This is a genomic window from Nocardia jinanensis, assembly GCF_014645735.1.
Classification (GTDB): domain Bacteria; phylum Actinomycetota; class Actinomycetes; order Mycobacteriales; family Mycobacteriaceae; genus Nocardia; species Nocardia jinanensis.
In genome coordinates this window covers 223,667-245,575 of the sequence record NZ_BMMH01000005.1, presented here as the reverse complement: position 1 = coordinate 245,575, position 21,909 = coordinate 223,667, and the positions used below count along the sequence as shown (strand labels likewise).

The following is a 21,909-nucleotide window of genomic DNA, read 5'->3' as shown; positions in this document are numbered from 1 at the left end:
CGTCCGGTTACCGGGAGAGGTATTTGTCGATCGTCTTGTGGCTGTTGACGATCATCGCTTCGTACTTCTCGGACATGACCAGATCCGGCAGCCCGTGGGTGTGGACACCGCGCTGTTGCCTTCCGATGTTCTGGAAGTCCTCTTTGAAGATCTGCGGCCATTCTTCGATCGGGATCGGCCCTTCGAGCTCGGGGCGGCCGAAGCTCTCGGCGTCCTCGGCTGCGGGAATCTGCACCGCCCACACCTCGAAAATGCACGATTCGGGATCGTCACCGTTGGGTCGCACCCGGTAGATGATGGAGTTCCCGTAGGCCGGTAGCACGGTGATGTTGGGGAAGATATGCCCGTATCCGCTGGTCTCCATGGTCGGGGGCGGCAGCGGGATACCGGCGCCCTGGGCGTATTCGTAGAGCGCCTGGAAGAACGCCATCGGGAACTGGTCCTCGGGGATGTCTTTCTCGAGCAGTCCTTGCTGGATGAACATGTCCCGGTCGGTGGCGTAGGCGTCGGTGCCGATGTACAAGGCGTTGTTGAACTGGATGAAGTAGTCCGCCATCGACATTCCTTTGACCGGGCACCCCGCGGTCGAGGCGAGCAGCGAGTGCGCGTGGCCGTTGTCGAAGCATTCGAAGTTGCCGCCCAGTGTGTCGACGTCGTAGTCGTCGTCCGCGGCGCCCATGCTCAACGACGGATGCGCCTGCATCACGTGGTACGCCTCCAGGAAGGCTTCCTGCGCCATCTTCCAGTTGCCCGGCAGCACCGCGTGCTTCCACCAGCGCACCTTCATCCGGTCGAACCCGATCAGGTCGAACTTCTGCCGGATCCCGTCCATCGCGACCTCGAGCGGCTCCGCTTCGGGGTCCAGATTGATGAACACCATCCCGAACATGGTGCCCACCCGGCATTCCCGCAGCCGGAGCTTGTCCGGGTCCAGGCACGCCGGGGTGAATCCACGCTCGGCGTAGACATACGAGTTACTGCCGTCGAGGTTCCACCGCCAGCCGTGATACGGACAGACGATCTGGCCGCCGTGAAAGGTGCCGGTACCGTCGCCGAGTGCGGTCGCGCGGTGCCTGCAGGCGTTGAAATAGGCCTTGATCGACTCTTCGCTCTCGCGGACGATGAGGATCGACTGATCGTTGATCTGGTATTCGGTGAAGTCTCCCACCCGGGGAATCTCCTCGAGCCGGCACGCCATCTGCCAGACCTTGGTCCACAGTTTTTCCTTCTCCAGCGCGGCGAACTCCGGGGAGAAGTACCGCTCGACCGGCACTCGTGCCGGGTTGGTGATCGCATGCGGGATCGCCGCGGCGGTTGCCTGCATCGGTTCTTCGAGGGTGGTCATTGCTGCCTCCAAACGTGGGCTGCATCAGAGCGGTAGGGCACAATGTGTGTCCCGCATCATTAACTGATTGATGAGTTAGTTTGTGGCGTAGAACGCGCTCTGTCAATAGGTGTAATGAGTTGACCATGTTCGGTGCGGTGAATCCGCGCCCTGTGTCGGCCACTCGGTCCCGCGACCGATCCCCGAACAGGAGTCGACGGCGGGAGCCGAAGACAAACGACGGCGTGCGCGATCGGGATTACTTGTCGGCTACCGGCAGTCCGGTAGCCAAGATCGCCTCGAAGGCGCGAACGGCGCTGCGGTGCCGTTCCGGAACAGACGTTGCGGACAGGTACACCAACCCCGACGAAATCGACAAAATAACGTCGACCAGGGACTGTTCATCGACCTCGGGTAAGAGTTCACCGTCGGCCACCGCATCGCTGACCAGCCGGCCGTACAACGTCTCCTCTGCCTCCCGGCGGCGGGAGCGCAGTGCGGAGAGGTCCGGATGGCGGCTGGTCTCGTACGAAATGCTCGCCTCGAATCTGGTCACCGACGGATAGTCCTCGACGCAGGCGAGGGCCTCCTCGAGGATGGCGGTGAGGCGGTCGATCAATGTGGTCGCGCGCTCGGCCGCTTCCTGGAGTCGCCCGATCAGCTCGTCCTGCACCGATGCCAACGTCGCAACGACCAGGGATTCCTTGGACGGGAAGTAGTGATAGATCGCGGCGCTGGTGAGTTGAGCCTCCCGCGCTATCGCCTTCATGGTGGCGTTGGCATAGCCGACGTCGGCGATGTGCTTCATCGCGGCAGCCTTGATCCGCCGACGGGTCCGGTCTCCGTCTGCCCCCATCGGGCGTCCCATATGAGCCGGCGCGGCCATCTGTCCCTTCCATCCGGTGGAGCCGTCATTGTCTCACGGACTGTCATTCCACTCGGCACAGACTTCCGGCAGGTTACGGACTCGTGGGGCCTGCCGGCGGGGTTGTCGATACCGACTTCGATCTCTCGGTGCGCGGGGTCAGTTGATAGGTTAATAATCTATCTATTATTGCTATTCTGCCCATTTGTCAGCGCGTGGCGGCGGCGCGAATCTATTATGGCGCCCATGATTGCTTCACTGACGCGCGCTCTGGGGCTTGCGCTGGTGCACTGTGTCGCGCAGGCATTGCTGGGTCTTACGGTCCTCTTCTGGACGGACTGGACCTCGCCCGCCCGGATCATCACACTGGCGCTGGTAGTGGGTGTTTCGCTGGTCTGGGGTATCGCCGACGGGCGCCGCGATCGGCTGCGGTACGGAGACCGGTCGGAGGCGGACTTCTCGCTGCTCTGGTTGCGGGCCGCCGTGGCCGGCGGCCTGGTGGCCGGCGTTTCGGCCTGGATCGCCGACGTGCTGCCGTACCTGAACTCGGGTGGAAACTCACTGTTGTTCGAGCTCACTGCCGGCGCCGCCTGGATCGTTCTGCTGATCTACGTTCCGGCCATGGCCGGCGTCGGAGTGGGGCGGGTGCTGGCCACTCGGGTGGCGGCGCAGGACGCCACCCATCCGGTGTGACCGAGGGGGTGACATATGACGTTCGATTTCGTCGACGAGGTCCAGAATCTGGTGCGCACGATCGCTTGGCTGCTCCTGCGGGGGCAGCTGCCGCCGATGTAGCTTGCTGCTCCAGATAGGTCGATATCGATTATTTGTGGCGGGCGCGGTGTCGGCGTCGTGTCCGGCGACTCGTCGAAACGACGGAGTCTCGGCGATCATGACTACCCGGCCCGGGTCCCGTCCGGGATCGTATCCCCGAAGCGGGTGGATGCGGTGGCGTGCCCACGCATCGGATGAGAGCCGAGGCTCTGGGCCGCCGGAACAGCCGCGCGGGCCTCGAACGTACCTCGACACGAGGTGTGTCGGATTCCCCTGATCCCTGCGGCCACGGCTACGGCTCGAAGGGATCGGCCGACCGCAGCGGGTTCGATCTCGGGGCCTGATCTCTGTGCGCGTGTCGTCCGCCCCGACCTCGTCGCGGACGAGCGTTTCGAAAACGCGCGAGCACGGTTCGCCAACCGCCGGGAATGCACGGCGGAACTGCGCCGACCTTCGAATTCCAGCCGCTCGGGTACTACGCGCGGCTGGAGGATTTCGGCGGGGTGTGGCCCAGCGCAGACCGGGCCACGACAGTGCGGAGCTGCCGGGATGACGGCGCCACCGATGACGCCGGAACGCGTAGCTCGGACCCGGTGCCGCCGCTGCCGAGATCCCGAACGGTGTCCATGAGTCCATCGGCACCGGCGGACCGTCAACTCCCCGCCGGCGAGCAGGGGTTCTCGGCAGATGTGATCCAGCCGCTCCGTTCGTGTGGCGTATCGCGCGGTGCGGTCGGAGTCGGCGTCGATCAGATGGGCTCGAACTGGGAGATCCGCCATTCGTGACCGATCTCGACCAGCTCGACCCGCACCGTGCTCGACATGGCAGCCGGCTGCGGATTGTCCGCGGTCGTCGTCGCCTGGTTGATGAACACCAGCACGGTGGCGTGCCGATCGTCGGCGTTCAGCACGGCTGCCCCGGCCGCCTGGGCCCGGGTGGCGACCTTCTTTTCCTTGGCGGCCGGAATGACCACAGTCTTCGTGTAGTCCTGGTAGTACCTGAGGAAGTCCCCGGTGAGCTTTTCCCCGGCGGCGGAGAGATCGGATTCGACGGTGTCGGGTTCGTAGGACAGCAGGGCAACGGTGTAGTCGCCGGCTATCCGGGCCACCTCGGTGCGAGTCCGCTCGGTCGCGCGATCGTGCCGGTAGTCGACGGTGTACTGCGTTGTGGCAAGTCCGACGGTCACCAGTGCCAGTAGCCCGAAACCGCCCAGCGCGAACCGGCGAGCGCGCGTCCGATCCGTATCGGCGACACCGGCGGACACCACGACCACCGTGTCGGCGAGCTTGTCCGCGAAAGTCTGTCGCCGGGCATCGCGCAGCGGCCAGAACCAGCCGGTCAGCAGCGGCACGGTATCGACGAGATGGGCCGCCGCGCGGAACAGCGCACGGGCGACGCCCGGCGGCCGCGCACTCCGCACCCGGTCGGTGCGGATGCCGAGGAGCGTCTTACCGAGCGTGCGCCCGGTCTTCCCCTGCCGGTATCCGATGTTCCAGATCGCCGCGGCCAGAACCGCTACGGCGACGACAGCGGCGGGCACCTGCATCCATGGATCGGACGCGGCGACTGTGGCGGTGGCCAGCGAAACCGCGAGCACAGCGGCGGGGCAGCCCGTGTCGACGACGAAGGCCAGCGCGCGTGCTCGCCAGCTCGCGAAGTCCGGACCGGAAATATCGGTGCCGGAGGTGGATTCGGCCGCATCCGAGATATCTGTGTCGGCTGCGGTCTCCGCCGTCTCATCGGTAGCGGTGTCGAGGTCCGGATCGGTTTCCGGGCCGGAAGCTGTCCTGTCGGTCATCCGAGTGGTCATGACGGCACGTACTCCATCTTCGCGATCTTCAGTCGTCCCCCGTCGGAGGCGACGGTTACCCGTAGCCGGAAGGTCCGTTGCTCATTGGCGGCGCCCGCGGCATTGGATACCTTCGAGTGGGCCGCGATCAGGACGCGGGCGGTGCCGTCGTCGTCGAGATGTTCCAACCCGGCCGCGGTGACCTCGGCGGTCGTCACGACCTTCGATTTCTGCACAACATCGGTGAAAGGCATTGCCTGCGGCGAGAATTCGTCGCGCCAGGCCCCGGTGGCATTGTCGAGGATGCGCTGCACATCGTTTTTCGCGGAATTGAAGTCGACGCTGAGGATATTGACGACACCCTGGCGGGCGGCCTGCACATAGGCCAGTCGCCGGTCGGCCTCGTGGACCGCGTTCCGGTGCGCCACCGCGAAATAGGCACTGGCTCCGGCGGCGGCCACGGTGACGACCGCCGTCAACGCCACGACGGCACGGTATCGGATACGCCGCTTCTTCCCCGGTTCCGGTATCGGGTGCGGATCAGGGAGAGAGGCTTCGGCGGCCGCTCCGACAGACCCGTGTGTGAGCTGCTGTTCGAGTTCGGCTGCCGCCGCCTGGGCCGTCGCCAGAGCCGCCAGCGCGGCCTCCTGGGTGGCGAGCGCGCGGGCGCGAGCCGCTTCCAGGCCGGCCCGATCAGTACTTATAGGGCGGGGTTCAGCATCGTCTGCCATGATGACTCCTTCCGTGTTGCCGCAGCCGCCGGCGCGACATCGTGCAGGGTGTAGCTGCGCCCGTCGGACCCCACGTAGGAGCCGTCACTCGGGTCGTAGGTGGCGACGTCGACCGCTGGTGTCGCGTCGGGCGGCGCCGACGGCGCGCCCTCGGAGTACGCGCTCGGCCGATACTCCGGGTTGTCGAGGTAGGGCTGGCTGTCGCCGATCCAGGGATTGGTGCCCTGCGGCTGATAATCCTGATCGCTCTTGCATATCTCGATGGTGGGGGCCCGTTTGCCGGGGTGGTCCATGCACGGGTAGTTACGGGCGCCGCGGACCACATTCGGCGCCGACTGCGGCAGCGCACAGTAGAGAGGTTGCGCGGGCCGGGGCGGGGCGTCTTCCGCGCTGCCGTCGCGGCGCTGCTCGGGAGGCAGATATCCGACGGTGCAGGGTTCGGGCAGGTTCAGATTCAGGTTGAAGGACAGATATGCGGCATTGGTGGTCTCCCGGTCGGGGAAGGTGGAGACGTCCAGCTGGCTCGCGCCCTGCGGCAGCAGCACCAGCAGTTGTTCGAGTGAGGCGTTATAGGTCACCGCTACCTGACCCAGGCCGACCAGGTTCGCCAGCAAGATCGGCGTTGTCGGGCGCAACTGCTGGAACAACGCGGTCGCCTGATCGGCGGCGGCCCGGCCGGAAACCAGCAGTCCGCGCACCCGCTGATCGGAGGCGGACAGTTGCCCCGTCAGTGCGGCGACATTCTGTGCCCAGGACCGGATCGCGGGATCACTGGCCGCAACGGCATCGAGGACGGGCCCGGAATCTGTCAGTAGCGACGTGATCGCCGGCAGATTGTCGTGCGTGCTGCCGACCAGTGCGTGCGATGCGTCGAGTAAGCGGGCCAGCGAGGGTCCCGTGCCGTGGAACGCGAGATAGCTCTCGTCGATGAGGGTCTGCAGATTTCCCTGCGGCAGGGTGTCGAGGCTGCGAGCGACGGTGTCGATCAGCGGGCCGATGTCCTGCGGCACCGAGGTCCGATCGACCGGAACGACGTCGCCGTCGCGCAGGTACGGCGGCTCGGTGGTGCGCGGTGCGAGATCGATGTACTGCTCGCCGATGGCGGACCGGCTGTGCACGGCGGCGTCCAGATCGGCGGGGATCTCGACGCGGCTGAACAAGCTGACGGTCGCGGTGACCCCGTGGGGAGCGGGTTGCAGGCCGACCACCTGGCCGACGGTCTCACCGCGGTAGGTGACGTTCGCCGTCTCGTACAGATTGGCGTTGTAGCTCAGTTCCACCTTCACCTGATACCTGCCGACGCCGAACAGTGCCGGGATCTGCATGAACTGGATGCTCATCACCGTCAGCGAGATGACCGTGAGGATCGTGAAGATGATCAGCTGAGTGCGGACGAATGTGGTCAGCTTCATCAGCGGCCTCCCGCGAGTGGTCCGGTCAACGGGTTGGGGGTGCCCAGCCCGGGCTGCCGGCTGTCGGTACGACCCAGCGCTGTCTCGAGGGCGGTGAGCTGTCCCTCCCACGGCGTGCCCTGCATCATTGAGTTGTCGATGCGGCCGAGGGTGAGGTCGATGATGGCGGTGAGATTCGCGTAGTCGCCCCGGACCCATTTCGGTAGGTTGATCTCCGGCCACGGGAATGTGGTGTAGAACCCGAGCGATCGGGTCAGGTCCTGCCCGGCGTCGGCGAGCCCGGTGAGGGTGGGTTGCAGGTTGCGCAGGTTGGCGATGATGTCGTCGCGGCTGGTGGTGACGATATCGTCGGCGGTAGCGGCGAAGTCGCCGACCGCGGTGGTAGCGGCGACCAGGTTGTCACGCTGTTCGTTGAGCACCTGCAGGGCAGGTGGTATGGCGCGCAGTGCATTCGTGAGGACGTCGTTCTGGCGGTTCACGGTGTCGGCCAGATTGTTCAGGCCTGCTATCGCTGCGACGATGTCCCCGCTCTGTTGCTGCAGCTGATCGGTGAAGGTGTTCAACTGATCGAGCAGGCTGCGGACCTCCGCTTCGTGGCCGGTCAGCGCGGCATTCAATTCCTTGTTGATCTGCTGTAGCCGGCCGAGGCCGCCGCCGTTGAGCACCATCGACAACGTGGCGAGAGTCTGTTCGGTAGTCGGATATTGGTCGGCGCGGTCGAGGGGGATCACGTCACCGTCGTGCAGCTGCCCGGCCGCCGGCACCCCGATCGGTGGGGCCAGCTCGATGTGCTGGCTGCCGAGGAGACTGGTCTGGCCGATCGCCGCGGTGACGTTCGCGGGGAGCACGACGTCGCGGTCGATGGTGACGGTTACCAGCGCGTGCCAGCCCTGTCGCTCGATCCTGGTGATCGAGCCGATATTCACATCGGCCACGCGGACCCGCGAATTCTCTTGGATCGTGGAGACGTCCGGCATCTGGATCTGCACGCGGTAGGACCCGGCTCCGTGTCCTGCGGCACCGGGAAGCGGCAGCGAGTTGGCACCGCGCCACTGTCCGCAGCCACTGAGCAGCAGTAGCGCGGCCACGCAGCAGATCGCAGCGGGTGCGCGGTGTGGTCGGCCGAGCTTTCGAGGGATGGTCATCGCTGTCCTGTCCGACCGAACAACCCGGGCATACCGCTGCCTGCGTCGACCGTCGCGCCGGCGGGATACGGGTTGAGGAACGGTTCGCTGTAGTCGACCTGGTCGCGCCGGGCCTGGACGCCGGTCATCGGGTTGGCGCCGACCGGGGGATAGTTGAAGCCGATGCTTTTCAGCACCGGTCCCAGGTACTGCACGCACAACTTCGCGGCCTCCGCCGCACCGAGCTGACTGGCGGCCTGGATTGCGCCGCAGATGAATTGGACCGGATTCTGCATATTGGGCACGGTGAGCGCGCCGGTCAGTGCGCCTTGCGCCGGCTGGTAGATGTTGTAGAGGTTGGCGAAGGCGTGCGGTGCGACATGCAGGGTCTGCTCTATGGTGGCCCTGTTGTTGTTCAGCATCGTGGTGACCGAGGCGAGTTGATCGACCGAATGCTGCAGCCGATTCCGGTTGTCGGCCACGAATCGCTGAATATCGGCGGCTACCGTGTCCAAATCGGATAAGGCCGTGGACAGTTGGCTGTCCGAATCGACCAGGACCTGGCTGACCGACGCCAGATGACCGTTGATCTCGACGATCTGCTGGTCACTGGCGGCCAGCGCGCTGACGAACACCTGCAGGTTGCGGATGGTGCTGAACAGGTCGTTGCGGCTGCCGGCGATCGTGCTCATCGCGTCGGAAAGGGTGGTGATCGTGGTGTTGAGCCGATCACCGTTGCCTTTGAGGGCGCCTGCCGCGGAATTGATGAACGATCCGAGAGGTCCGGTCGGCTGTTCGCCGGTCGGACCGAGTGACTGCGCCAGCCGCTCCAGCTGTTTGCGGAAATCGTCCCACTCGACGGGAACGGCGGTACGGCTGATATCTATGGTGTCACCGTCGGCCAGTTGCGGTCCGCCGGTATGGGCCGGGGTCAGCTGGATGGCCCGGGAGGACACCAGCGTCGGCGACAGTACAACGGCTTTGGCGTCTGCGGGGATCGCGACCGAGGAGTCGTAGTGGAAGCTGACCTTCATCTGCCGGCCGTCCGGCTCGATGTGGTCGATCCGGCCGATCTTCAGGCCCAGCAGGAGTACGTCGTCGCCCTCGTACAGGCCGTTGGTGTTGGCGAAATACGCGGTGATATCGATACGTGTGCGGATCGAATGGATGTACCAACCGGTGGCAGCCAGCACCGCGACGAGGACGACGGCGGCGGCACGGGTGAGCGCGCGACCGGAAATCGGCCATCGCGCCAGGGCGGGGATCTTCATCGCTGGCCTCCGAGCCCCGGGATGGGCGGGAGCCCCGGGATTGTCGGGATCGGTGGAAACGGTGGTGCTGCGGGGGGCGCCGGAGCAGCGGGTGCGGGACCCGGATCGGCCGGCGGGACAGGACCGGGCGGCCCGGTGGCACCGCCACCGTGGGGCCCGCCGAGGATGCCGGGGTTCACGCCCTGCTCGGCGAATGCGGCGTCGATGAAGGGTTGCAGGAATTGCCCCGGCAGCAGGTTGCCCACGTAGGCCTTGAAGAATGGCCCGGACGCCACCGATTCGCCGAGTGAGAGCGCGTACTGACTCAGTGGCAACAGAGTCCTCTCGATATCGGCTTTGCGTTTGTCGAGCAGATCGGCGACGCGGTTCAACCGGTCCAGGACGGGGCCGAGCTGCTCCCTGTTATCCGCGATCAGGCCGGTGAGCTGCGTCGACACCGCGGAGATGTTCGTCAGCAGGACCGACAGCGCCTGGCGCCGCTCGTCCAGCGCCTGGAACAACACGTTGCCGTCCAGGATCAGCGCATTGAGCTGGGCGCTGCGTTTCGACAGCACGCCGGTGACAGCCGACGCGTTCGAGAGCAGATCCTTCAGCAGGTCGTCGCGCGTGCCGATCGATGTCGACAGCCGCGACACGCCGTCGAGCGCAGCACCGAGATTCGGCTGGGCCATGTTCAGCGTGTCGCCGAGCACCTGCAACGCGGCGGTCAGATCGTCGGTCTTCAGTCCGCTGATGGTGGCGGTGAGGTCACCGAGGGTGTCGGTCAGCAGATAGGGGGTCGAGGTGTGCGCGGTGTCGATGGTCGCGTTCGGCCCCAGTGGGGTCCGTCCGCGCGGGCGCAACTCGAGCATTTTGCTGCCCAGCACGGTATGCGTCTTGATGGCGGCCTCTGTCTCGGTGCCGAGTCGCACGCCGTCGGCGGAGAATCGGACCAGCACCGTTGTGCCGTCGAGTTCCAGGCTGGACACCTTGCCGACCTGGACACCCGCGACCTCCACGGGCGACCCCGATTTCAGCCCCGCCGCCTCGGCGAATTGCGCGCGGTACTCGCGATGCGTGCCCAAATAGGCGACCTTGTCGTAGTTGTTGGCGGTCAGTACCGCCGCCGCGGTGACGACCAGCCCTATCAGGCCGATCCGGAATGTGTTCGCTGTTGCGGTTGCGCTCATTGGGGCGGAGTGCACCTTCCCGCTCGCTGGCCGACGATCTCGATATAGTTCGGATCGCCGTTGGGCCCGTTGACCTTCAGGGTTACGTCACAGAGATAGAAGCTGAAGAAGTCGCCGTACAGGCCGAGCCGGCTCAACCGGGCGTAGTCGGAGGGCAGCCGCGACAGCAGCCCGTCGACGTAGTCGTGATCGGCGTCGATATTGCCGCTCACCCTGCCCAGCTGGGTCACATCCGAGGTGATGTCCGCGTGGGTGACATCCAGCAGCGCGGCGATGTTCCCGGACGCGGAGCCGATACGGGCCAATGCGTCGGCCACCGGCTGCGACTGCTTCGAAATACCACTGATCAGCAGCTGCAGGTTGTCGACCAGCGAGTCGAATTGTTGATTGCGGTCGTTGACGGTGCCGAGTACCGCATTGAGGTTGGTGATGACCTGGCCGATCAATTGGTCGCGATCGGCCAGTGCCGATGTCAGTTGCGCGGTGTGGTCGAGAATGCCGGCGATGGTGCCGCCCTGCCCCTGCAGGGTGGCGATCAGTTCCGCCGAGAACTGGTTCACCTGATCGGGATCAAGTGCCTTGAACAGCGGACGGAACCCGCCGATCACGGCGTCGAGATCCAATGCCGGTGCGGTGTGATCAGCCGGGATGGTGGCGCCCCGGGACAGCGGGTCCGTCGCGCCGGCGCCCTCACTCAATTCCATGTACCGGTCGCCGACGAGGTTCTCGTAGCGGACCTCCGCGCGGGTCGCCACGGTCAGCGCGACGTCGCTGTCCAGTGAGAAGTCGACCCGCGCGCGGGTGTTGTCGGTGACCGATACGTTGTCGACCCGACCGACCTCGACCCCGGCGATGCGAACGAACTGACCGGATTTCAGGCCCGATACATTGTCGAATATTGCCGAATAATCCGAGCGGCTCTCGAAGCGGAGCTTTCCGAAAACGACCACGATCGCGAAGAGAAAGAAACTCATCGTCACGGCGAAGACCACGAACTTGAGCATGTGCGAGGTAATTCTCATCGGCGTCCCTCTCCGGTCGGCGCAGTGCCGAGCAGATACTCGATGATGCTGGGATTGCCGAACTTCGGATGGTCACTGCCCGGTCCGTTCAGGGGGGCGCCCGTATTCATCCTGAGGTACGGCGCCGGATAGTTTTCCCAGGTCGTCGGTGCGTAGCAGCCCGGTTCGGTGTGTGGTCCGCCCTTGGCACCCACGATCGGAAGGTTCTCGGGGTAGACGTAGGGATCGTCACCGCCCAGAAGTCCGACGTCCATGGAGGCCGAGTATCCGGTCTCATCGATGACCGGAGGCTCGTTGGCGGCATTCAGCGCGCCGAGATGGAACATGCAGGGAAATCCCGGACTGTACTTCGCCAGCAGCGCTGTTGTCGGTGTCAGCAGGCGCATCGAGTCGACGATTCCGTTTCTGTTCTCGCCGAGAAACGTATTGCCGGTCGAGCCCAGGCCGATCGCGGAAACGAGCAGAGCAGCCAAATCGTCCTTTTTCTCGACGATGGAATCGGAGGTCACGGTGGCATTGCGCAGGATGGACATGAGGTCGGTCCCGGCATCACCGAGTGTCTGGGCCGCGGCGGCGGTGCTACGCAGGTCGCTCTGCAGCCGGGGCAGTTGAGGGTTCAGCTGCACAAGGGTGTCGTCGAGCCGGACGATCGTCTGGCCCAGGTCGTCGCCGCGTCCCTGCAGGCCTTCCGCGATCGCGGTGAGGGTGGCGTCGAGTTTTTCCGGCTGGATCTTGTTCATCACCGCCACGATGTCCTGGAAAACGGTGTTGATCTCGGCGGTGACGCCGAGGGTGCGGATTCGAGCTCCGGCGGTCAGGGATGTGCCCGCCGGGCCGTCGGGAGTAACCAATTCGATGTATTTGGCGCCGAATATCGTCGTGGGCTTGATTTCGGCCAGTGCATTCGACGGGATCTGTGGCAGCCTCGACGGATCCAGGGCGAGTGAGATCGTGGCTTCCTGTCCGGTGGTGGCGATTCCGTCGACGTGGCCGATCTCTACGCCGTGCAGTTTCACCTTCGACCCGACCTCCATGATCAGCCCCGATCGCGGCGAAACCACGGTCACCGGGGCTGTCTCGGTGAAGGTGCCGCGAAAGGATGCCGCGCAGAAAACTACGAGACCGGCCAAGGCGCCGACAAAGACGACCGAGATGGATTTGTACGGTGGATTCTTGTATCGCGAACCTTGCGCGCGGCCGAACATCAGTTCTCCCTCACCCGGCGAGATTGAAATTGCCCGTGGTGCCGTACACCGCGAGAGAGACCAGCAGAGTGACCATGACAACGGCGACCAGCGACGCGCGAACCGCACGCCCCACGGCGTAGCCGACTCCGGCGGGACCGCCGGCGGCATTGAAACCGTAATAGCAGTGGATGAGCATCACCGTCAGCGCCATCGCGATCGCCTGGACGAACGACCACATCAGGTCGGTCGGTCGCAGGAATGTGTAGAAGTAGTGGTTGTACACGCCGGAGGACTGACCGGCCAGCAATGTGGTGTACAGCTGGGACGACAGAAACGACATCAGCACCGCGATCGAGTACAGCGGAATGATCACGATCAGTCCGCTGATCACCCGGGTCGAGACGACGTAGGAGATCGACCGGATCGCCATGACCTCGAGCGCGTCGATTTCCTCGCTGATCCGCATGGCGCCGATGCGTGCGGTGGCGCCGGCGCCGATGGTCGCCGCGAGGGCGATGCCCGCGGTTACCGGAACCACGATGCGCACGTTGATGAATGCGGAGAAGAAACCGGTCAGTGCCTCGACACCGATATCGCCGAGGGACGCGAAACCCTGGATCGCCAGCAGCGCGCCGGCCGACAGGGTCATGAATGCGACGATGACGGCGGTACCGCCGATGATCGCCAATGCACCTGTGCCCATTCCCATTTCGGCGATGATGCGCAGCACTTCCATACGGTAGGTCCGTACGGCGTGGGCCATCTGGCGGAAACTCTGGTAGAAGAACCAGCCCTGATGGCCGACGTGATCCATTGCCCGGCCGGGCGCGGCGAGCCTGTGCGCCGCACGCGGGTACCTACTTCGAAATACCGATACTTCTTCAGTCATTCGCTATCCCAACGTTGCTTTGACGCCGACCGCGGTGACGACGACATTGACCGCGAACAGCGCCATGAACGCGTAGACCACGGTCTCGTTGACCGCATCGCCGACCCCTTTCGGTCCGCCCTTGACGGTGAGGCCCATATGGCTGGCGACGAGTGCGGCGATGAGCCCGAACAGACCGGCTTTGACTTCCGAGATGATCACCTCGGGCAGGCCCGTGACCAGTGTCAGGCTGGAGACGTACGCACCGGGGGTCACATTCTGTACGTACACCGAGAACAGGAATCCGCCTATCAGTCCGATGGTGACCACCAGCCCGTTCAGCAGCAGAGCGACGATCGTCGACGCGAACATGCGCGGTACGACCAGCCGGTGTATCGGATCGATGCCCAGAACCTGGATGGCATCGATTTCCTCCCGGATCGTCCGGGAGCCGAGGTCGGCGCAGATCGCGGTGGCACCGGCGCCGGCGACTATGAGCACGGTGACCAGCGGCCCTACTTGCGTTACCGCCCCCAGCCCCGCACCCGCGCCGGACAGATCGGCGGCTCCGAATTCGACGAGCAGGATGTTGAGCGTGAAGATGACCAGCACCGTGAACGGGATGGCCACCAGTATGGTCGGGAGCAGGGCTACCCGGGCCAGGAACCATCCTTGCTCGAAGAACTCGGTCCACGGGAACGGCCGTTTGGTCGAGGCGCGGGCGGTGGCCGCGCACATGGAGAAGAACCCACCCACCGCAGACACCGGCACGCGCAGCTTGGCGCGCAGCGGCGCCTCGACTTTCGGTTGCATCGCGTCCTCCTGTTTCCGTCTGTCCAGTGCGTGCAGTCAGATCGTGTGCTCGCCGTCACAGCAACTGTCGGCAACCAAGTTGACATAGACACGGAAAAAACACAATAGGTTGAATAGATTAAATGAATAAGTCTAAATCTTTCCCGGTAAAATGGCAGATCATCGCAGCTCGTACCGGGGGCACGTTCCGGCCGATCAGCGTGTCCTGGATTGTGGCCGTGGGGGAATTCGGCGGCGAAGCCGCCGGTCCGGCCGGCGGGAAGCTTGCCTCAGCTAACATCTCGCGCAGAGGGTCGTTCGGCAATCCGAAGCGGGCGTCACCCGGCTGTCGGTGCAGTCGAAGGCCGCAGCATGGATGCCCGGTCGAGATCGAGCTGCTGGGCGGCCGGCCGGCTGTGGACTCGTTCGGTCCGGTGGGTCGTGTGACGCGATGAGGAGCCGGTGCCTCGACTGCATCCTCGCGGTCGGATACCGCGACTACTATCCGCGGTGATCAGTTCAGGTAGGAGGCGAGGGCCTCCGAGACCTCGAGATCTGCGACCGCGGCATTGGCCCGGTGGAAACCGGCCTCGACGGTTTCCACCGACTGCATACCGGGCCACGCGACGCCGAACGCGATCGAGTCCCACGCATCGAAGGCGAAGAATCTGTAGTCGTCCCAGGCCTGCTCGTAGGTCGGTGGATCCGTCACTCCGTTGGCCGCCAAGCCGTCGAGGTAGCGCGAAATCAGATGTGACTCGTGTTGGCGACGCAGTTCGACCGGCAGTGACCAGATCAGCGTGTAGGCGACTTCGCGCAGACCCGGCGCGCGATGTACCAGCTGCCAATCCAACAGGCCGGCACGGCCGTCCGCGGGCTCGAAGGTGTTGCCCAGGTGGGTATCGCCATGGATCAATGTGCGGGGGCCGCGTTCCCAGCGCCGGTAGAGCTCACGGTCGTGAGCGTTGACGAACTCGCACATGCGATGAACCTCATCGGGCAACGAGAGCTCCGGTCGTTCGGTCAGCGAAGTACGCATCCTGCGGAACTGCCATGCCAATGCACGGAACCCGACCCGCTCACTCAGCGGGGCGACCCACGAAAGGTCACTGCCGAATCGGGCGGTCTCCCAGAACTGACCGTGCAGGGCGGCGAAGGTGTCCATCAAATTCTCGGCGAACGACAGAGTGCAGTCCTCCGTCAGTTCGCACGGGCGGACGCCGTCGATCGTGATGTCGTCCAGAATGATCAAGTGCCGTGCCCCGGAACCGTATTCGGCGAAATGGCACCGCGGTGCCGGCACATTGTGCAGGCCGGGACGGCAGCTCTTGTAGAACGTCGTCTCCACGCGGCTCAGCCCGGTGACCGCGGACATGAGACGATTCGTGACCATGGACGGGGTCGATTTCACGAAGAGCGACGCAGGCGGACCGTCCCGCCTGCCGGCATCGTTCCACTGAACCGTGACCTGCTGCCGGTCGGTGGTACCGCTGGTGCCCTTACCGAGCTCGACGGCCTCCACTCGGGCGCCGCCCGTACCCGACAACAACCGGGTCAGCAACTCCGGTGTCACGTCTGTGACTCTGTGTAACGGGGTCCGCGGGCTCCAGGGGGACAGCGCGGCAATTGCCTCGCCCACCGATTTCGCGTTCGCGGTGATCGTCATGTGCTTGTGCTCCATAGTGTCGAATGCTCCGCCGCTACATCAGCTGTGTGATCGCCGAATGGGTTGCCGGGTCGGAGCGACGGTTGCGTGTACTTCGCTTCCGGTGCCGTATCACGGTGGTGCCGTACCGCTTCGGCGGCCGGCAGGTGTGGACGATCGTCGGCATACACCGCTCTTTCGGCGTACACGCGGGGGCATGGCTCAACGGCGGCGCGTCGGTGTCGAGGTCTCGGCCCGATCAGCGGGATCACTCTCTTGTGTCCTGCGTCACGCACCATGAATTTATACAGCTTGTCACGCGAATGCAATGGGGGATCGGTGGCTCAGGGCGAGGAGGCATGCTCGGGCGGAAGGCCGTAGCCATCGGACCGGCTACTCCGGAACTGGTATTTTCCCTGGTCAGCCTGTTGTTAGATGTACGGGGCCGACTAATAGATAAATGAATCAAACGGTTGGATGGAAGTGTTCATTATGCTGTTTCGACGCGCATGCATCCGGATCAGGCGAGTCTGTGCCGCCGCCAGCTCCCCGGAGACCAGACATCTTGGTCTTCGCCCCAGGCGGTCTGCCCGTCGAGATTCCACTCCACCAGACCTGTCCAGCAGATCATGCCCGGATATCCCTCGAAGAGGTGGCGGGGCGTAGCTCGTCCGCTGACGGCCAGTTCACGCCCCAGCTCGTCGACAGCGGCGATCTCGACCTCGGTGACCTGCCCGTCGGCTCCCCGCACCGTTCGGCGCCTGCCGCTGATCACCGGCGACCACCGGCCGTCGCGCATCAGGAATCCGGTGGTGAGGGTGTCGATACCGTCGCGGTGAACGCCGGCGGCCAGAAAATACTCGTCGGCCGAGGCGGCGCCCCACGAATAACTCACCCGCGGCTGCCGTCCGTCGCGCCGGGAACCCCAGGCCCGATCCCTGATGGCCAGGCAATCGACCGCCGATTTCTGCGAATCCAGAACCATATGGCCGGTGACGTGGCACATCTGATCGATATGCCCGGCCCCCAGCGGCGGGGTGGACGAGCGGGTCACCAGAGCTGTACCCCGTGCTCGGACGGTGAGCTCGAGTTCGAGATCGCGGCCCGAGTACTGGACGGAGTACACCTCGCCCGGGCTTTCCACACGTATCGTGAGACCGCTTGCCAAGGTCATATCGCGCAGGTCCAGGCCGGGCGGGATCGGCTGATGCCAGTCGAAGGCGTGCACCGGCTCCTCCCACGGCGGCACCGGACGATCGCCGAAGACCACGACACCACCGAATTGGGTACCTACGTTCGGCCGGAAGACCGGGTATACGTACCCGACCAGCCCTCGCTCCGGCACGATCCACGAGAACCAGACGGTCTCGGTCCACCACGGATCATCGGTGGGCGGGTGGAACATATCGTCGAGCGGAGTCAGGCTGTGGTTCATGCGATGTCACTCCCGATCGAAGACTCTTTGAACTGCCGCCACTTCCGGGGATGCCACACGTCCTGATCTTCCCCCCACCCCTGTTGTCCGTCGACGGTCCACTCCACCAGGCTGTTCCAGCAGAGCATGGACGAGTACACCGGCAGCACCTGCCGGCTGATCACCCGTCCCTCGGCCGCCATCGATCGACCGATCTCGTCGACCGCGTCGATACGTACCGTGGCCGGTCGGCCGTCCCGGTCGCGGTCGACTTTCCGGTCACCGGCCACCAGGCGGTGCTGGATGCCGTCACGAGTCAGGAATCCGGTCCTGATCTCGTCGGAGTGATCGTTGGACACGCTGACCGAGAGGAAAGCCGTGCCGTCCGGTAGCGCCGAATAGGTGTAGCCGGCCCGGGGCTGGGGTCCCTCGCGACGCGGGCCCCACGAGCGATCGCGCATCGCGAAGCAGTCGATCGGGATCGTTTCCCCGTGCAGCACCATCTCGCCGGTCACCCGGCCGATCTGGTCCAGGTGGCCTTTGTTGAACGGTGGCACCTCATCGGTCAGCAACGGTTCGTGGGTGGCGGTGTACCGCATATCCAGGTTCAGCCCACGGCGGTGCCGATAGGTCAGGTGATACCGCTGCCCGGGCTCCTCCGCCACGATCCGCATACCGTTGTCGAGTTCGGCCCGCCGTAAATCGAGGCCGCCGGGAATCGGCTGATGCCAATCCCACGAATGAAACGGCAGTTCCCAGGGCAGTTCGGCGGTGTTGTCGAAGACCGTGACACCGCCCGCGAACACCCCCAGGTTGGATCGGAACGACAGATAGTAGTGGCCGAGTAGCTGCCGTTCGGGGACCATCCAGGCGAACCAGACGGTCTCGGTCCACCACGGATCGTCGCCGCGCGGGTGAAAATTGTCGTCGGCCGTGGTCAGTGTCGTGGTCACGAAAGAAATCCTCCTGCTCGGGCGCGTGCCAGTACCCGGACCGCCGTTTCGTCGCTCTGGGCTGTTCGTTCGGCCTCGGCGGCGAACGCGCTCAGCTCGCGGGCGATCCTCGCAGTGTCCGGGGCAGACGTGGCCGCCTCGTCGAGGAGGCGCAGCAGCAGGTCTGCGAGTAGCGGTTGATACGCGACCGAGACAAGTCGTGAGGTCTGTACGACCTCGCTGTTCTGCCCTGCTCCCTGCCGGAGTGTGCGGTCGACCGCGACCAATGCCTTCCACGTCACGAACGCCTTGTACCAGGCCAATCTGGACTCGAGAACAGTACGGCCACTGGCCGTTTCGTAGTCGGCGAGGCGTTGTCGCACGGTGCCGAACGGTGTGAAAACCATCCGCATGCACACCCACGCCAGATCTTCGTGGAAGTCGCCGGTATGTGCCATCTCCCAATCGATGAGCCCGCCGATACGGCCGTCGTCGACCAGGAAATTGCCCGCACCGGCGTCTCCGTGCAGGAATACCGCGTGGGTATCCGGCTCCGGTATCGAGATACGCAGAGCCTCGAGGGCGAGAGCGAGGTAGGGCGCGGCGTCGGCACTTTCGTTTGCCAGGTCCGTCCACCAGTTCAGGTCGGCTTGCAGCGCCCGGTTTCCCTCGAGCGCGGCGTCGGCGAGCACCTCATTCGGCCGGAGCCGGTGGATCTCGGCGAGTACGGCCATGTACGCGGGGCCGACCTGTTCGGCCAACTCGACGTTGAGCCGGGTGCGGCCGGGCAGGAACTGCATGAGTAGTGCGGGCGGGTCGAGGTTCTCACCGAGAATGCGCGGCACCGGTATGCCTTTTTCGGCCATGGCCCGGATCACGGCGCTCTCTCGCGCGAGGGTGAAGGAGGTATTGCTCAGACCGCCGCGTCCTTCGTCGACGCGCAGGAAGGCGACCGGATCGTCGGCTGTGGTCGATTGGACCAGGAACGATCCGCGGGAGGCGCCGCCCGGCAGGCGTTGCAGGCGCACGGTGTCGAGGCTCAGCGTGCGTGCGGCGAACTGCACCACGGCTTCGTCGGCATTCGAGGTGGCAGGTGCATCGGTCACCTACCTACACAAACCGAAAACTGATAGGGTGTCAAGTTTTTGTCGGCGCGAGGCAGGCTGGCAGACTGAACCCATGATGTTGTGGTGCAGCCATGGGTAGCTCGGCCCGTACCGGTCCGGAAACGGTCGCGGGCCGCAAAGGGCGTGAAACACGCCGGCGGATACTGGACGCTGTCGAGAAACGCTGTTTGGAAGTTCATCATCGCGAGATCACCGTGGGAGAGATCGCCCGATCCGCACAGGTTTCCCCGGCGACGTTCTACACCTATTTTCCCGATGTCGTCGCGGCCACCGCGGAGGTGGCGCAGCGGCATCTGGACATGTTCGCCCCGGTGGTCCACGCGGCATCCGAACTGGCGGATCCAGACGTGGACGAGCAGGACTACCAGGACTTCGTCGGCCTCTTCTACGAGTTCTGGCGTGGCCGGCGTGGGCTGCTCGAGACGATCATCGCCTCGGAGGTGGAGGAAGATCCGCGGTACTTCAGAGTGTTGTTACGGCTGATGATGTCGGTGACCTACGCGCTCGCACCCGCGGTGCGCACGGGCCACCGCGTCGGGGTGGCCGGCTCATTGGTGATGATGCTGACCAGTTCGGCCGCGCGAATCGATGGTTTCGCCCGCGACGGGGTTCCTTTCGATGATCTGATCGCCTCGCAAGCCTTCATCCTGCGCGCCGCGCTGCAGGCCTCGGCCGACTGAGGCCTTCGCCGGTGTCACCCGAATATCTGATGGTGTGTCAGTTGTATCGGCGGTCTCCGGCTGCGGCGGCTGCCGGGGCGACGCCGGTGACTGCCGGCATACGGCGGAAGTAGCGAGGCGCGGCCGATCCGGCGCTGCTTCCGGCCGCACCGAGATAGCGGTTCCCGTGAGTCCGGAATGGGGTAACGAATACGAGGGTGGCCCGCCTGCGCAGGCGGGCCACCCTCCTGCTCGGAAGAGCGCGGCTCAGGCGGTATCCACGACGGGGCTGAGTTCCTCGACCAGGGTACGGCGCAGTATCTTTCCGGTGGCTGTCGTCGGCAGCTCGTCGCGGAAGACCACCCTGTCCGGTGTCCGGGAACCGCGCAGCGACTTACGGGCGAAGGCACGCAGGTCCTCGGCGTCGGGTTCACTTCCGGGTTCGGGAACGACTACCGCGACGGTGCTCTGGCCCCATTGCGAATCGTCGACGCCGATCACGACGACCTGATGCACCGCAGGATGCTCGATCAGCACATCCTCCAGCTCCGCGGGCGCGATGTTCTCGCCGCCGCGGATGATGGTGTCATCGGATCGTCCGGTGATGAACAGGTAACCATCGGCGTCCAGAGTCGCGATATCTTTGGTCGGGAACCAGCCCGCATCGTCCAGGACCGACCCGATCTCCTCGTATTTCCCCGACACCTGATCGCCCCTGACGAACAGTTCACCGGGTTCTCCCGGCGGGACGACTTCGCCGTCGGCGTCGCGGATTTCCACTTCGATTCCGGGGACGGGCTGACCAACCGAACTCAGGCGAGCGCTGACCACGGGATCGGATGATGCGAGGGCCGCGCGGTGGTCGTCCGGTGTCAACACGGCGATGGTCGAACTCGTCTCGGTGAGGCCGTAGGCGTTGACGAACCCGACGCCGGGGAGCATCTCGAGCGCTTTGCGTACCAATGGCAGGCCGACCTTGGCGCCGCCGTAGGCCAGGTTGCGCAGTGTGGGGAGTTCGGCGGGTGCGGCTTCGAGGGCGGTGACGATCCGATCCAGCATCGTCGGGACCACGGTGGCCGTGGTGACGTTCTCCCGCTGGATCAGCCGGATCCACTCGTGTGGGTCGAACCGGCGCAGGTAGACCATCTTGCGTCCGCTGTAGATATTCGACAATGCGGCGCCGACTCCGGCGATATGGTACGGCGGGACCGAGATCAGGACCGCGTCTTCGGCCGCGGCGCTGTCGAACTCGACCGTCTGCATCACGTAGCTGGTCAGATTGCTGTGGGACAGCTGGACTGCCTTGGGCCGTGATGTGGTGCCCGAGGTGAAGAGCACCACCGCCGATTCGTCCGGATCGACGAACGTGGTGATCGGTTCGGCAGCGCGGGCGCGGTCGAGGAAATCCGCGGAGTCGAGCAGACGTTCCGAGGGCATATCGACCATCTCGCGGTACTCGGCGTCGACCACGATGAGCGGATTCGGCAGCCGGGCGATCAGCGCGTTGATGCCCTCGGAACTGAGCCGATAATTCAACGGGGTGAACGGAATCCCCGCCTGAGCGGAGGCGAACAGCAGCAGGGGTAGATGAACGCCGCCGGTGCCCACGTACACCACGTGCTCGGCCCCGGATTCGGCGATTACACCGGCCCCGCCCGAGGCGGCCGTCGCCAGCTGGTCGACGGTCAGCCTCAGCTCATCGGTGACCACCGCGGTGCGTTCCGGATGTGCGGATGCCGCCATTTCCAGCAGCAGTGAGATTGTCAACGCAATACCTCTCGAATGACGCTTCGGCTGAGCGGGA

At 65.0% G+C, this 21,909-nt stretch carries 19 protein-coding genes; 2 read left to right on the top strand and 17 right to left on the bottom strand.

Annotated features, from left to right (window positions below; genetic code table 11):
* Positions 1-7: 7 nt before the first annotated feature.
* Together IEY68_RS14480 and IEY68_RS14475 are read right to left on the bottom strand one after the other, a co-directional pair.
* The gene (locus IEY68_RS14480) at positions 8-1,345 is read right to left on the bottom strand and encodes an aromatic ring-hydroxylating oxygenase subunit alpha (protein WP_062997621.1); all 1,338 of its coding nucleotides are present in this window, start codon (positions 1,343-1,345) and stop codon (positions 8-10) included.
* A gap of 238 nt (positions 1,346-1,583) precedes the next feature.
* Entirely contained in the window at positions 1,584-2,132 is a 549-nt protein-coding gene (locus IEY68_RS14475) for a TetR/AcrR family transcriptional regulator (RefSeq protein ID WP_229718778.1), read from the bottom strand.
* A gap of 303 nt (positions 2,133-2,435) precedes the next feature.
* Between IEY68_RS14475 and IEY68_RS14470 the strand changes: the two genes are divergently transcribed.
* On the top strand, positions 2,436-2,882 hold the full coding sequence (locus tag IEY68_RS14470; RefSeq protein ID WP_189094275.1) for a B-4DMT family transporter: 447 nt from the start codon (positions 2,436-2,438) through the stop codon (positions 2,880-2,882).
* A gap of 829 nt (positions 2,883-3,711) precedes the next feature.
* Here the strand turns inward: IEY68_RS14470 and IEY68_RS14465 are convergent.
* From IEY68_RS14465 to IEY68_RS14400, 14 genes are all read right to left on the bottom strand, one after another.
* Positions 3,712-4,761: an RDD family protein gene (locus IEY68_RS14465; protein ID WP_189094274.1), complete on the bottom strand. Its 1,050-nt coding sequence runs from the start codon at positions 4,759-4,761 to the stop codon at positions 3,712-3,714.
* A gap of 8 nt (positions 4,762-4,769) precedes the next feature.
* Positions 4,770-5,483, bottom strand: coding sequence for an Rv1363c family protein (locus tag IEY68_RS14460; RefSeq protein WP_062997632.1), 714 nt, complete (start codon positions 5,481-5,483; stop codon positions 4,770-4,772).
* Complete coding sequence (locus tag IEY68_RS14455) at positions 5,453-6,895, bottom strand: MCE family protein (RefSeq protein ID WP_062997634.1); 1,443 nt, start codon at positions 6,893-6,895, stop codon at positions 5,453-5,455. The genes IEY68_RS14460 and IEY68_RS14455 overlap by 31 nt, the downstream gene beginning before the upstream one ends.
* Positions 6,895-8,040, bottom strand: a complete 1,146-nt coding sequence (locus tag IEY68_RS14450) for an MCE family protein (protein ID WP_062997636.1) — start codon at positions 8,038-8,040, stop codon at positions 6,895-6,897. The genes IEY68_RS14455 and IEY68_RS14450 overlap by 1 nt, the downstream gene beginning before the upstream one ends.
* Positions 8,037-9,290: an MCE family protein gene (locus tag IEY68_RS14445; protein ID WP_189094273.1), complete on the bottom strand. Its 1,254-nt coding sequence runs from the start codon at positions 9,288-9,290 to the stop codon at positions 8,037-8,039. Before IEY68_RS14445 ends, IEY68_RS14450 begins: the two co-directional genes overlap by 4 nt.
* Positions 9,287-10,459 (bottom strand): MCE family protein, encoded by a 1,173-nt coding sequence (locus IEY68_RS14440; RefSeq protein ID WP_062997638.1) that lies wholly within the window; start codon positions 10,457-10,459, stop codon positions 9,287-9,289. The genes IEY68_RS14445 and IEY68_RS14440 overlap by 4 nt, the downstream gene beginning before the upstream one ends.
* A complete protein-coding gene (locus IEY68_RS14435; protein WP_062997640.1) occupies positions 10,456-11,481 on the bottom strand; it encodes an MCE family protein in 1,026 nt (341 codons plus the stop codon). Before IEY68_RS14435 ends, IEY68_RS14440 begins: the two co-directional genes overlap by 4 nt.
* Entirely contained in the window at positions 11,478-12,686 is a 1,209-nt protein-coding gene (locus IEY68_RS14430) for an MCE family protein (protein ID WP_062997642.1), read from the bottom strand. Before IEY68_RS14430 ends, IEY68_RS14435 begins: the two co-directional genes overlap by 4 nt.
* 10 nt (positions 12,687-12,696) lie before the next feature.
* On the bottom strand, positions 12,697-13,557 hold the full coding sequence (locus tag IEY68_RS14425) for an ABC transporter permease (RefSeq protein ID WP_062997644.1): 861 nt from the start codon (positions 13,555-13,557) through the stop codon (positions 12,697-12,699).
* A gap of 3 nt (positions 13,558-13,560) precedes the next feature.
* Positions 13,561-14,349 carry an MlaE family ABC transporter permease gene (locus IEY68_RS14420; RefSeq protein ID WP_062997646.1) on the bottom strand — a complete coding sequence of 263 codons (789 nt, stop codon included), beginning with the start codon at positions 14,347-14,349 and terminating at the stop codon, positions 13,561-13,563.
* 493 nt (positions 14,350-14,842) lie between these two features.
* Positions 14,843-15,994 (bottom strand): phosphotransferase family protein, encoded by a 1,152-nt coding sequence (locus IEY68_RS14415; RefSeq protein WP_063916266.1) that lies wholly within the window; start codon positions 15,992-15,994, stop codon positions 14,843-14,845.
* 499 nt (positions 15,995-16,493) lie between these two features.
* The gene (locus tag IEY68_RS14410) at positions 16,494-17,408 is read right to left on the bottom strand and encodes a DUF7064 domain-containing protein (RefSeq protein WP_062997650.1); all 915 of its coding nucleotides are present in this window, start codon (positions 17,406-17,408) and stop codon (positions 16,494-16,496) included.
* On the bottom strand, positions 17,405-18,340 hold the full coding sequence (locus IEY68_RS14405) for a DUF7064 domain-containing protein (protein ID WP_062997652.1): 936 nt from the start codon (positions 18,338-18,340) through the stop codon (positions 17,405-17,407). The genes IEY68_RS14410 and IEY68_RS14405 overlap by 4 nt, the downstream gene beginning before the upstream one ends.
* Positions 18,337-19,425, bottom strand: a complete 1,089-nt coding sequence (locus IEY68_RS14400; RefSeq protein WP_062997654.1) for a phosphotransferase family protein — start codon at positions 19,423-19,425, stop codon at positions 18,337-18,339. The genes IEY68_RS14405 and IEY68_RS14400 overlap by 4 nt, the downstream gene beginning before the upstream one ends.
* A gap of 92 nt (positions 19,426-19,517) precedes the next feature.
* Here IEY68_RS14400 and IEY68_RS14395 point away from each other — a divergent pair, with 92 nt between their 5' ends.
* Positions 19,518-20,126 (top strand): TetR/AcrR family transcriptional regulator, encoded by a 609-nt coding sequence (locus IEY68_RS14395; protein ID WP_062997656.1) that lies wholly within the window; start codon positions 19,518-19,520, stop codon positions 20,124-20,126.
* A 246-nt stretch (positions 20,127-20,372) separates the two neighbouring features.
* On the opposite strand, the gene IEY68_RS14390 is transcribed toward IEY68_RS14395, so the two are convergent.
* Complete coding sequence (locus IEY68_RS14390) at positions 20,373-21,872, bottom strand: class I adenylate-forming enzyme family protein (RefSeq protein ID WP_062997658.1); 1,500 nt, start codon at positions 21,870-21,872, stop codon at positions 20,373-20,375.
* Positions 21,873-21,909: the final 37 nt, after the last annotated feature.

Bases quoted from the DNA above. Each gene is read 5' to 3' on its own strand.
- IEY68_RS14465 (WP_189094274.1), bottom strand. From the start codon at position 4,761: ATGACCGACAGGACAGCTTCCGGCCCGGAAACCGATCCGGACCTCGAC.
- IEY68_RS14410 (WP_062997650.1), bottom strand. From the start codon at position 17,408: ATGAACCACAGCCTGACTCCGCTCGACGATATGTTCCACCCGCCCACC.
- IEY68_RS14470 (WP_189094275.1), top strand. From the start codon at position 2,436: ATGATTGCTTCACTGACGCGCGCTCTGGGGCTTGCGCTGGTGCACTGT.
- IEY68_RS14475 (WP_229718778.1), bottom strand. From the start codon at position 2,132: ATGAAGCACATCGCCGACGTCGGCTATGCCAACGCCACCATGAAGGCG.
- IEY68_RS14440 (WP_062997638.1), bottom strand. From the start codon at position 10,459: ATGAGCGCAACCGCAACAGCGAACACATTCCGGATCGGCCTGATAGGG.
- IEY68_RS14395 (WP_062997656.1), top strand. From the start codon at position 19,518: ATGGGTAGCTCGGCCCGTACCGGTCCGGAAACGGTCGCGGGCCGCAAA.
- IEY68_RS14460 (WP_062997632.1), bottom strand. From the start codon at position 5,483: ATGGCAGACGATGCTGAACCCCGCCCTATAAGTACTGATCGGGCCGGC.
- IEY68_RS14480 (WP_062997621.1), bottom strand. From the start codon at position 1,345: ATGACCACCCTCGAAGAACCGATGCAGGCAACCGCCGCGGCGATCCCG.
- IEY68_RS14415 (WP_063916266.1), bottom strand. From the start codon at position 15,994: ATGACGATCACCGCGAACGCGAAATCGGTGGGCGAGGCAATTGCCGCG.
- IEY68_RS14450 (WP_062997636.1), bottom strand. From the start codon at position 8,040: ATGACCATCCCTCGAAAGCTCGGCCGACCACACCGCGCACCCGCTGCG.
- IEY68_RS14425 (WP_062997644.1), bottom strand. From the start codon at position 13,557: ATGACTGAAGAAGTATCGGTATTTCGAAGTAGGTACCCGCGTGCGGCG.
- IEY68_RS14455 (WP_062997634.1), bottom strand. From the start codon at position 6,895: ATGAAGCTGACCACATTCGTCCGCACTCAGCTGATCATCTTCACGATC.
- IEY68_RS14435 (WP_062997640.1), bottom strand. From the start codon at position 11,481: ATGAGAATTACCTCGCACATGCTCAAGTTCGTGGTCTTCGCCGTGACG.
- IEY68_RS14430 (WP_062997642.1), bottom strand. From the start codon at position 12,686: ATGTTCGGCCGCGCGCAAGGTTCGCGATACAAGAATCCACCGTACAAA.
- IEY68_RS14445 (WP_189094273.1), bottom strand. From the start codon at position 9,290: ATGAAGATCCCCGCCCTGGCGCGATGGCCGATTTCCGGTCGCGCGCTC.
- IEY68_RS14420 (WP_062997646.1), bottom strand. From the start codon at position 14,349: ATGCAACCGAAAGTCGAGGCGCCGCTGCGCGCCAAGCTGCGCGTGCCG.